Genomic DNA, 12,025 nt, shown 5'->3' with positions numbered 1-12,025 from the left:
CCGTCCATGACGTTGACCGCAGCCGTGGCCGTGATCGTGTCGTGGCCGGAACCGGTGATGACGTTCTCGAAGCCGTAGACCACATCCGTCCCGGTCGTGCCGCCCGACACCTGGCCGCGCTGCATGAAGCCGTTGCCGAGGTCGACCGTCAGGTTCGCCGTCGCCACCGCATAGTCCAGCGTGTCGTTGCCGTAGCCGCCCCAGTACTGGTCGTCGCCGTCACCGGCAGAGGCGATCACCGTGTCGTCGCCGTCACCAGCCCAGACCTGATCCTCGCCGGCCCCGCCCTCGATGAAGTCGTTGCCCGCTTCCCCATGGATCATGTCCTTACCGGCATTGCCGAACAGCATGTCGTCGCCGGCCCCGCCATGCAGCTCGTCGTCGCCGGCTCCACCGGTGACACTGTCGTTGCCGTCGCCGGCCGTCACCACGTCGTCGCCGTCCTCGCCGCGCAGGATGTCATTGCCCGCATCGCCGGCAACGATATCCCCACCACCACCGGCAAGGATCGTATCGGCCCCCGCCGCGCCAATCAGAACATCCCCAGCAACAGTCCCGATCAACGTCCGCGCTGCAACCGGAAGCGGCGTGCTGCCGTCGTCGTCATCGTCTCCGCCAGACGTGGAGTCATCATCGTCGTCATCACCTCCAGAAGACGTATCATCATCATCATCATCATCATCGTCGTCGTCACCACCCGACGAAGAGTCATCGTCGTCGTCATCATCATCATCGCCGCCTGATGACGAATCATCGTCATCGTCGTCGTCGCCACCTCCAGGGCCGCTGTTGTCATCATCATCATCATCGTCGTCGCCGCCCTGATCGTCATCGTCATAGTCAAGAGGCTCGGTTTCGAAGATGCTTTCGGAGAGGCCTGTCAGGCCGGTGTTGCGCGCCACGATGTCGGCGAACTCCTGGCCGTCGATGAAGTCCTCGTAGAAGTCAAAGTTGTCGAAGCGGTTGAGGTAGTAGAAACGGTCGGCCTCCTGCAGGCGGTCGAACTGCTCCTGCAGCACGACCCAGAAGGTCTGACCCACCATGCCGCCATTGATGTGCTTCTCGGCAAGGCCGCCGACCCAGAGGTCGACACGGTCGATGCCCTTGACGATACCTGTACCATTGGCCTGGATCGCAACCTGAATGTCAGGGTTGATCGCCTGGAAGGTCGCGATGTCCCCCGCCTGCAGCACGAGGTCCGGATAGGCCTGGCGGAACTGGTTGATCACTGTATCCGAAAGGCCGTTGCGAGCCTGGAAGTCCTCCCAGGAGGTGTAGGCCGAGAGGTTGCCGGCATAGCCGAGAGCCTCCCTGACATAGGGATCGGTCGATGCGGCCAGATCCATGCGCACCTGGTTCAGCGTACCGAGCCCGACATCCCAGGCGCGGGCGACGTTGAAGGAGAACAGGTCGGCGTTGATGCGCACGAGATCGTTTCTCACCGCATCGACGATGTTGAAGTCCACTTCCTCCGCACTCTGGGTGACGATACCGCCAAGGATCGAATTGACCCCGAGCTGCTCATATCCCGGTTGCGGCACATAGCCGGGAGGCAACGGGCCCTTGAAGACGCCGGGATCGTTGCTTGGATTGAGGAAGGCGTCGTAGAGCGCCACCTGCCTCGGCTCGCCATCCGGACCGATCACGGTCATCGTCTGGCCGATCAAGGAATGGCCGACGCGATAGACCGCTGCGGCAAACTCATGGGAGATCGCGGCCGTTGCATTGGGGTTGTATTCCTCGAAGCCATGATCGCCATCGCCCCTGATGCCGCCAATCAACATGTCGGCGAACTCGGTGAACACAACGCGCTGGTATTCCGCTTCATTCACCATCTTGGCGGCCTGGAACAGCTCCTCGGCCGTTCCCTGGAAGCCGGACTGCTCCAGAAGTTCCACGTGGTAGTTGTGATTGCGTGCCCAGATCGTGTGGATCGAGGTCAGCGCAAAGTTCTCGTTGCCGCGTCCATCGCCGACGACATAGTGATCGAGCGCGCTGATGAACGGGTTGGCGTCGAGAAGCAGCGCATGGCCACTGCCCATGAAGTTGGAGGTCATCTGAGGCAGCATCGTCTCATTGATATGACCGGTCGCATCGACCAGACCGGCGTAGTAATCACGGAAGCTGATCTGTCCGCCTGGCAACTCGGCATCACGGAAGATCGTGTTGGCCTGCCAGTGATGCGTGATCAGTTCACGCAGCGTCGGCAATAACCGGAACTCCGTATTGGACGGATCCACCGCACCCTGAAGCAGGTGCGAACCGAAGCCCTGGTTTCCATCGCTTTCGCGGAGGAACTGACCGACCAGTTCATGCGAACCGTATGACTGATTCTGGTCGACGAAGGGCGAAGTCTTGTTGAGATGCTGCGACACGCCATTCTCGTCGATGTCGTGGACGGTACCGCGCGTCAGATCCGCGGGATTGCCCGAACCGGGTGCACCGCTGCCGGGTGCACCGATCTGGATCGTTCCGTTGCCACCCTTCGGCAGGAAGTCGAGCCCATGGTCGAAGTACTGACCGAACGCCATGAAGAAAATGTTGGCGTTGGACGCGTTCTTCGCGAGGTTGGCTTCCTGGGCGCCGAGCACGTTGCTGATGTTGCGTGGATCGAGCCCTTCGAAAATCGGGTTGATCTGGTTGTTGCCCGATGCAGCGTCGTATTCGCCATAGTGCGCATTGGTGATCCGGATGAACGGCTCGTCGGCGGCGCCCCAGTCAGAATGCTGCTCGTTGTTGCCGTGGCCGGACAGGCTGCGCACGCCGCCGAAGCCTTCCGTGTCGTCGTCATCCTCGAAGGCAGCAAGACCGTTCACGAGGTTCTTGAGGCCGGCGAGGTCGGCTGCGGTATAGGCAAACGGTCCCGAAGTCGGGTCGTCGTCTTGAGGGACGAACTGCGGCGGAACGACACCCGTAAAGGTAATCGAATGCATGCCGTTCGAGAGCGTCCGTGTCCCGTTGATATTGTCGCTGAGCGTATAGCCCGAGATCACGGATCCCGGCGCCAGTTCGACGACATCCTGTGGGCGCAGCGTGCCGACGATCGTGTCGTCGCCGCCGTTCGAGCGGAAGACGATGCGGTGCTGTGAGTCGAGGCCGGTGATGTCGACGGTGTCATCGCCGCTGGTGCCGTCGATGGTGATCGTGCTCGGATCGAGATCCGTGCCCGCGAAATCGCCCGAAACGACAAAGGTGTCGTTGCCGCCGCCGCCATTGATATCGATCTCGTCCATTCCGGCGAGCTCGGCCACCACGATCGACGCCCCTGCACCGACGCTGCGGGAGACGACGATTTCGGTCGTCGCCCGGAGGGGGTCTGCCAGAAGACCGGTCCTTGCCAGATAGTCGGCGACATCCTCGACGAAGAACGTCTCGTCATTGTTGTCACCGCGTATGCGCAAACGATCCGTGCCGACTCCGCCGTCGATGATATCGCGTCCATCGCCGACCTCCCAGGCAATCGTGTCGTCGCCGGCGCCGGCATTGATCACATCATTTCCGAGACCGCCGACGAGGTCATCGTCGCCACCAAGCGCGTTGATCGTGTCATTGCCGCCAAGCGCATCGATGGCGTCGGCGCCTTCGGTCCCGGTGATGGTGTCGGGGCCGTCTGTCGGGATGACATCCGGCAAGCCCGCCTGCACTTCGGCGAGCGTCACCGTCCCATCGTTGAACTGAAAGTTCTCGATGCTTATGACGGCATCTTCCTCATTCGTGCCAACCACCTCCAGCTGGCCTTCGGCATTGATCTCGAAGACGAAGTCGGCCAGGTTGCCGGCGAAGACAGCGGTATCGTCGCCGTCGCCGCCATCGAGAATGTCGTTGCCGTCACCGCCTGCGAGCGTATCGTCACCAAGCCCGCCGAAGATTTCGTCGTCGCCGGTTCCGCCTGTCAGGTCGTCATCGCCGGCAAGTCCGAAGATGATGTCATTACCACCAAGGCCATCGATGGTGTCATCACCGGGCGTTCCGACAAGGACGTCGTCACCTTCCGTTGCAACGAGGTTCGTTGCGGGAACGAGCGGATCTGTCGGCAGCGAAGCGACAGCATAGGGAATGCCGTTGGCGTCGGTATAGCGGACGATGGCGCGAACGCGGACATCTGCGCCGACTTCGAATTCGCCGTCCGTTGCCGGCGTAAACGACGGACCACGGAAGCCGGTATCGACGAAGACGCCGGGATCCGTTTCGATCTGCCATTCGATGATCAGCGGCGGGAAGATCTTTCCGCCATTCGGATTGTCCGCATCCGTTACGCCCGCGAGCGAGCCGTCGGAGGCCATCTGCACCTTGAGCAGCTGACCGATCTGCGCGAAGCCTTCTACCACCGGATTGCCGACCGGTGCTGCGTCATCGACCTCGACGAGCTCCACCGTCTGATCGGCGAATTGCAGGCGCTCGATGTTGCTGACCTTGTCGACGCCATCGTTGACCGCAACGCCGCCGACTGCCGTATTGACCAGGTGCCTAACGATCGTCTGTTCGTCGCCGTCATCGTCGAAATCAATGCCTTCGATCTCGTATTCACTGCGACTGCCGCGGAAGACCGCCGTGTCGATGTCACCGTCACCGTCGGCTGTGAGGACTTCACGCACGATGTGCATCTGATCCGGTCGGACAGTGCGGTCGACCAGAAGCTCGAAAAGCGATCTTCCGATCCAGGACGGCGCGGGGGCTTCGGCTGCGGTGAACACGTGCCGCATGCTGTCGACTGTTGCGATCTGATTGGCAGCTGAATTTTCCGAGCCGGATGTTATCCGGATCCGGACGTTGAGCCACCGGTCGCCGTCGATGATGTCGTCGCCGCCATTGCCTTGCAGCAGGTCGTGGCCGCCGCCACCAAGCAGGACGTTGCCGCTCTGGTAAAAACCCGAGGCATCGAGATCGACGATCTGATTGAGCCCGGCGATGCGGGCAAGCCCTTCGGCATCGAGACCGTCATTGAAGAAGATATTCTCCGTCGTTGCGACCGTGTCTCCGGGCGCAATTTCGCCAAAGGTGCGCTCATCACCAATGAGCGTGTCGTTGTGATCCCATCCTGAGAGAGCCTCAACCTTGTCGAACCGGTTGCGAAGAATGTCTTCCTGTTCGGTGGTGAAGATCGGAATGTTCATGTCGGCGTGCGCATCGCGTGCGACGCCCTTGAAGATTGCCCAGTCGAAACCGAACATGCCTTCATTGCGCATGACGCTTTCGCCCTGCACCATGATGTCGTCACCGGACTCGCCGTCGAAGTCGTTCTCTTCGTTGCCGGCGAACATCACGTCATGGCCCTTGATGACACTGTTGAAGAACAGCTCCGAATTGTCACCCGCCGTGGTGTCGAAACCGCCACCGCCTTCGATCCAGTCATCCCCTTCATTACCCATCAGCAGATCGACACCTTCGCCGCCGACGATAAAGTCATCGCCTTCGCCGCCGAAGACCTCCGTGTCATCGACACCGACAAAGATCGCGTCCTTGCCGATCCCACCCATCAGAATGTCGAGACCGTTTGAGTTGGCGATAACGTCGTTGCCCTCGTCACCCTTGATGAAGTCGCCGCTATCCCCACTGTCGGTGAGAATGTCGTCGCCCGCGCCGCCGTTGACGAGATCGACGCCGGCACCCGATTCGATCCGGTCATCGCCGGCATCGCCCCAGATTCCGTCATCGCCGAAATCCGTGATGATCGTATCGTTGCCACTCGTGCCGCCGGCAACGATGTGCTCACCGCCGGTAAAGCGTAGATAGTTCACGTCCACACCCGGTGTACCGGGGTCGTCACGCGCAACCTTGCCGAGGCCCATGGCTTCAAGCGCTGCGTCGGTTCCCAGCGGATCAACGCCTGCCGCAGTACCGTTGTAGTCGGCCTGGTTGGCAGCGTTGACTTCGAGGACGAAGTCATAGTTGCCGAACGAATCCACGCCCATGTGGCGGTTGACGATGTCGTCTGCGGTGCCCCGGATACCGTCCGGGCCGGGCTGTGCGATATCGGTGTTCGCCATGATCATCTTGGCGAACGAGTTCTGTTCCAGCATGTTCAGGAAGTTCTGCCCCTGTGTGCGGGTCAGATAGTAAAGGCGATCGCCATCCTGCAGGTTCTCAAGTTGGGCTTCGAAGATCGCATTGAACGTCGAGCCGAGGAAGCCGCCAAAAGGCATCTTCTTTTCTGCAAGGCCGCCAATCCAGAGGTCGATCGCATTGAGGCCGCTGTTGGCCGCAGTCCATGTGCCGGTGCTGTTCAGGAAGGCCAACCTGTCCGCGTTGAACGCGTCAGCAGCTGCGCCCGTCAGGCTGTCGTCACCGAACACCAGGGCCCAGGCTGCATCCCGCTTGCCTGCCACGGTCGTTTGCCCGGTGATCGAAGAGTGGGTGCCGTAGGCGGCGATGAAGTTCACGACAGAGATCGGATTCTTCAGATTGGCCGCGAAATCGGTCCAGCTGTCATAGGGCGTCAGGAAGCTCGAGCCGGTTGCCGCATAGAGCTGTGTGCGCGCGTCGTTCAGTGTCGGAATACCGGTATCCCGACCTCTCGCGATGTTGATGGATGCGAGGTCGAGCGGCAGGCCGAGCAAGCTGTTTCGAAGCGCGCCGGTAATGAATTCGTCGATCTCGTTGCCGCGCTCGATGGTCATGCCGCGAACGATGGCGCCGGCGGCCTGATCCGCTGTCACCGTGCCATCATTGTCGAAGGCGACCGGATTGAGGAAGGCCGTGATCAGCCCCATGTTGTCGGTGCTTGTCACAGCACCATTCGCGTCGATGAAGACGCGCGGCATGTTCTCCGTCAGCATCGAATGACCGAAGCGGTAGACGGTGTTGGCGAACTCCGAGAAGATCGACGGATTGATGTCGGTAATGTTGTTGAAGACAAATGGGTCGATCGCCGGCTGAATCTTGCGGGCAAACTCCTCGAAGACCAGATGCTGATATTGCATCTCCGTTGCAAACCGCGCACCCTGGAACAGGCGTTCACCGTCCCAATCGAGCGTATCGGCAACGGCGAGTTGCTGCAGTGCCGTCATGGAGGCAAAGCCGGCTGGCAGACCGGTGATGCCCTCGCCAACCAGCCATTCGTTGATGAAGTCAAGGTCGCCACTGTTCAGAATGGTCAGCTTCTGCGAGTCGATCTGGCGATTGTGTTCCGAGTGGAAGATATGGTGGACAGCGGTCAGACCGATGTTCTCGTTGCCGCGGCCATCGCCCGTAATGAAATGACGATCAAGGAGCTCGTCGTCGTATTGCGCGATGTTCGAGGTAAGCCTGACGTCGTCGATGAGGATCTGCTGGCCCGTCCCACCACCATGGGTCACGACAATTCGAAGCTCCTGGCCGGCAGCACCGGCCGGAACAACACCTGAACTCAGGGTTACCGGCAGCCAGCCGCCCTCTCCAGGGATCGGCAGCACAAGGCTCGACAGGATCGCGCCACCTGCGGCAACGAGCTGAACCGTGCCTCCACCGAATGTCTGGTCGGTCCGGTCGCCGACATTGAGCGTCAGTGAATAGGTCCGACCGCCCTGCAAAAGGACACCCGTGTCATGCGTCAGGACAGCTGCGGAATCGAGGAACACGACATTGCCGCCCCCGTGTCCGGTTTCGGCGATAACAGTGGCCGTCGGGTCATAGACGCCACCGAAGCCTCCTGTGATGTCCCAGCCGGGAGGAGGTGTTTCGGTCCAGTTGCCGAGCGCGGCATCGACATTGACGCCAGGCGTACCATCCGTAAGGACGACCGCATCGAAGCCGTCAAGGACCGGCGGTGGCGTGCCGATACCGTCATCAGCATCCGCAGCCTTGAACTGGCCGGTCTGGCTGTCGAACGGGTTGGCCTGGTGGGCGATGTCATCAAGGAAGGCATGGCCGGTGCGAAGGGCACCGACACTGAACGTGTTCACAGGCGTGGCGAGATTGCCCTCAACAACGCTGTCGTCTTCGGTATTCGGAATATTGTCGGCCCCGATGCCGGTTATGATCAGGGGCAAGCCGTTGTCGCCGCGAATGAACTCGCCGTAGGCGTCGGTGCGTAGCAGCGGAAGGTTGATGACGTCACGATCGCTCAGCTCGATTCCGAGCAGCTCACGCGCCTGATCCTTGATGTCCTTCCAGGTCGGAAGTCCGTTTGCCGCACCGTCCAGCAGCTTTCCGGTGGCCACCGGCACATCGACCAGCTCGTCGTTGGGCCTCATGACATATTCACGCAGGAAGACCTGGTGGGAGGCGTGTGACGTATAGGTCTGGTTCTGGTCGACAAAGGATGTCGTCGTATTGGTCTGCGACCCGTCCGGCGTGGGTGCTGCGCGCGTCAGGACCATGAAATTTGTACTGCCTCCCGGCACGTAGAGCGGATCGTCGGGTTGCAGCGGAATGAAGACGGTGCCGTTGTTGCCTTTCGAGATGAGATCGAGGCCGTGGTCGAAGAACTGCCCGAAGAACGTCATCCAGGCATTGAAGGGAGCAGACAGGCCTTCATCCGGGGCAATGTTGGGGATAACGAGGGTACCTTGATCATTGACCGTCAGGCCGAGTTCTTCGGCGAACGCAACGAAAGCCGCGCTGGGATTGGCAGCAACAGCTGTCGCATGAGCGTGTGTTTCTTCGGCCACCGTGAGCGCTTCAGCCGCAGTCTGGATCGCGTCCAGCAATAGCGGATCCCCCGGCACATAAGCTGCGACCGCAGCATTGACCGCCGCCTCCGCAGTCGCAACTGCCGTCTGCGCCGTCGCAAGCGCGGCATCTGCCTCTGCCTGCGTGACCCGTGCGGCAAGCAACCGCTCGAGATCCGCTTGCGGATCCTCTGAGCCTGCATATGTCAGCGCCGCAAAAATCGCCGCCGGATTGTTGATGCTCATGTCAACGACGAGATTGGAAATAATGCGAGGATCGGCGTCAGCGACGTTGCCTGTATGTCCGCCGTTGACCGAAGGCAGGCTCGGCGAACCGACAACGCCATAGTCGTTGTTGGTGACAGCCGGCGATCCCGGAGGACCAAATGGCATTGTGTCGCCATCGGCGTCGTTGACGAAGCTGCCGTCCAGCAGCCTCGGCATCGACTGGTCGGCCGCACCCCAGGTCTCCCGGCCAGGCACAACGTTGTTGTAGGTCCCGTCGACCGTCCGAAGACCAGCCGGAACATGAGGATCTGGAATCGCAAGCAAGGCGCCCGGTGTCCCCGCGGGAACGACATTGCCCTCGGCATCGACATAGATTTCGGTCAGAGCCGTTCCGGCAGCATGTGCTTCGGCAATCTTGATCTGACGCAGAATGAAGATCATGTCCTGCAGATTCAGTGTAAATGCGGTCATTTCCCTCTCCCCTTAGAGCGCAAAATTCCCACCCGGCAGACAAGCGTGTATAGCCGGCCAGAATTTGTGTTATTGTCTGATTTTCTAGTTATATATTTTGGTTGACTATGCCGTCAGAGAACAAGGTCGAGCAAAAATCCAGACTATAGTATTACAGTGAAAGCAACGAAGGTCGCACCATCACGATATACTCAGGGCCAGCAGAAGCTGTCCCATGGGACAGTCATCGCCCGTTCGCGAGGACAGTCGGGGCGCTTTTGTTTGATCGTCAGCTGGAATGATCGAAAGTGTGTTGCCAGCAGGAAAAATATTCGCAAACATGAATATAATCATCGGCGTCGAGTTTCGGGGGGAGCATGGCGTTTGCGCAGAGCGAAATGACAAAACGGGTATGGCCCGAGCGCCTGGCCGTCACATGGCGATGGATGAAGGACCGGGTGCGCAAGGCGCGCCTCGAGGTGAAATTCATTCTCATCGCGTCGCTGATCGTCCTTGCCCTGATGTTCCTGCTTGGACTCTGGACGACGAAAAGCATCGAGAGGGCGATCATGCAGGGGGCGGGCAGCGTCGGAGCGGCCTACCTCCAGACTTTCGTCGAGCCGCTTATTTCTGAACAGGATATCCGCTCCAAGAGCCTGTCACCCGAGGTCAAGGCCAAACTCGATCAGCTTCTCGGCGACAGCCCGCTTGGCCAGCATGTGCGTGAGATCAAGATCTGGAACACCGATGGCAGCCTATTCTATTCGACGGCGGGGCAGAAGTTCGACAGGGAAGAGGTCTTTGACGAGCTGAGGCGTGCGACGAAGGGCGAAGTCGTCGTATCGCGCACCATGATCGCAAAACACCACTACTCCGGAGACGAGCGAAAGTCCGAATACATCGAGGTCTATGCACCATTGGTGCAGGACGCGTCCGGCAAGACGATCCTCGTCGGCGAATTCTACGAACGACCCAACTATCTGCTTGCAGAAATTGCCGGCGCATGGCGCTCGACGCTGATGATCGTGCTCCTCGTTTCCGTTCCCATGCTCGCTCTTCTCTACATGATCGTCCGCAGCGGCAGCCGCACGATCGACGACCAGCACACGGCGCTGCGCGCAAGCCTCAGGCACGCGCTGGAGCTGTCGAACCAGAACCGGCGTCTGCGGCTCGAGGCCGAACGCGCAAGACGGGAGGCCGGCAAGCTCAACGAGAAGATCCTCGACCAGATCGGTGCAGACCTTCACGACGGCCCAATACAGGTACTGACCCTCATCAAGCTCAGATTGAGCGACATGAGGCCATCCCCCGCAGAGAGCGACGGCGTGGTGGTTTCTGCCGAAAGCATGGGCAAGCTGCAGCACTTCGTCTCGGCCGTGCTGGAAGACATCAGAAACATATCCTCCGGCCTCGTCCTGCCTGAGCTCGACAACCTTTCGCTCAACGAAACCATTCTGCTTGCCGTTCGCCGTCACACGGACCTGACCGGCAATCGTGTCGCTCTAAAGGGTAAGCTCGATGTCGATCCGAGCCGGGGACATCTGAACATCTGCGTCTATCGCTTCATCCAGGAAGCGCTGATGAATGCACACCGGCACGCGCCAGGAAACGTCCAGCAGCTGCGCTATGGCATGCGGCGCAATCGCATTGTCATTGCCATCGCCGATATCGGCAGTCCACCGAAGGCGCAGGCCATAGCCCCGCAGCGCATTCGCCTGGGCAAGCTGATGCAGAAGCGTCGCATCCGTGCCTTCGGCGGCAAACTCCGTACGATCCGCCGCAGCAATGGCACGCTCGTCATCGTCCTGCTGCCACTGGAGTAATTCTGATGCCGCGGTCCGCGGAACCGGGGCCTGTCATCGGCAATTGCGCGAAGACGATAATACCAGTATAGCTCCAGATACCGATTTTCAGGATCGTCGGGATCGATCCGTCGAAAGGAGCGCCATGTCCGAAATCAGCTTGATCGAACGTGTTGGCAGGGAGCTCGGCCAGAGCGCGCCCGACGTGCCCCTCTACAAACGGCTCAAGTCGGCGATCGAGACTGCCATTCGCTCCAACGCGGTGAAGCCCGGCGGCATGCTGCCGGGGGAACGGGTTCTGGCAGAGAACCTGTCGCTGTCACGCGTAACGGTTCGAAAGGCGCTGGCGTTGCTCGAGGAGGAAGGGCTCCTCAACCGGCGCCATGGCTTCAGGACGGAGGTCGGATCGCGTGTCGAAAAGTCGCTTGCGACGCTGACAAGCTTTTCTGAGGACATTCGCGCGCGCGGGATGGAACCTGGATGCGTCTGGCTTTCCAAACAGATAAGCCGACCATCACCAGCCGAAATGATGGCCCTTGGTCTTTCCGCCAGCGCCATGGTCGTCCGTATGAAACGCGTCCGCACGGCAGACGGGCAGCCGATTGCGGTCGAGAGTTCAACGGTGCCGACGCGCTTTATTCCTTCACCGGATCTCGTTCGCGACTCGCTCTACGAGGCGCTTGCCGCGCGCGGTTTCATGCCACAGCGGGCGATCCAGCGGATGCGATCGAGAGCCGCCTCCAGCGAGGATGCCGCGCATCTCCATTGCGAGGCCGGCGCGCCATTGCTGGTGACCGAAAGACGCTGCTTCCTGCCCGACGAACAGATCGTCGAATATTGTGAGACCCGCTACAAGGGCGAGGTCTACGACTTCGTGTTCGAACTGCAGCGATAAGACCAGTTATAAACTGGTTGTATTCTGGTATTTTCCATCTATCGTGATGCCGAAATGGAGTG

General features: G+C 60.3%; 3 protein-coding genes. 2 read left to right on the top strand and 1 reads right to left on the bottom strand.

The annotated features are described in order from the left end of the window. The coding region (locus tag FHT77_RS24355) for a peroxidase family protein (RefSeq protein WP_183757397.1) at positions 1-9,287 on the bottom strand (9,287 nt) is incomplete at its 3' end. A 377-nt stretch (positions 9,288-9,664) separates the two neighbouring features. Here FHT77_RS24355 and FHT77_RS24350 point away from each other — a divergent pair. Together FHT77_RS24350 and FHT77_RS24345 are read left to right on the top strand one after the other, a co-directional pair. After that, on the top strand, positions 9,665-11,089 hold the full coding sequence (locus FHT77_RS24350; protein WP_183757396.1) for a sensor histidine kinase: 1,425 nt from the start codon (positions 9,665-9,667) through the stop codon (positions 11,087-11,089). Positions 11,090-11,213: 124 nt separating this feature from the next. Next, positions 11,214-11,963 (top strand): GntR family transcriptional regulator, encoded by a 750-nt coding sequence (locus FHT77_RS24345; RefSeq protein ID WP_183757395.1) that lies wholly within the window; start codon positions 11,214-11,216, stop codon positions 11,961-11,963. The last annotated feature ends 62 nt before the right edge of the window (positions 11,964-12,025 follow it).

The sequence above is a fragment of the Rhizobium sp. BK181 genome (assembly GCF_014193305.1).
Taxonomy (GTDB): domain Bacteria; phylum Pseudomonadota; class Alphaproteobacteria; order Rhizobiales; family Rhizobiaceae; genus Rhizobium.
Note: the sequence above shows the minus strand (reverse complement) of the source record. Positions and strands in the feature narration are given on the sequence as shown.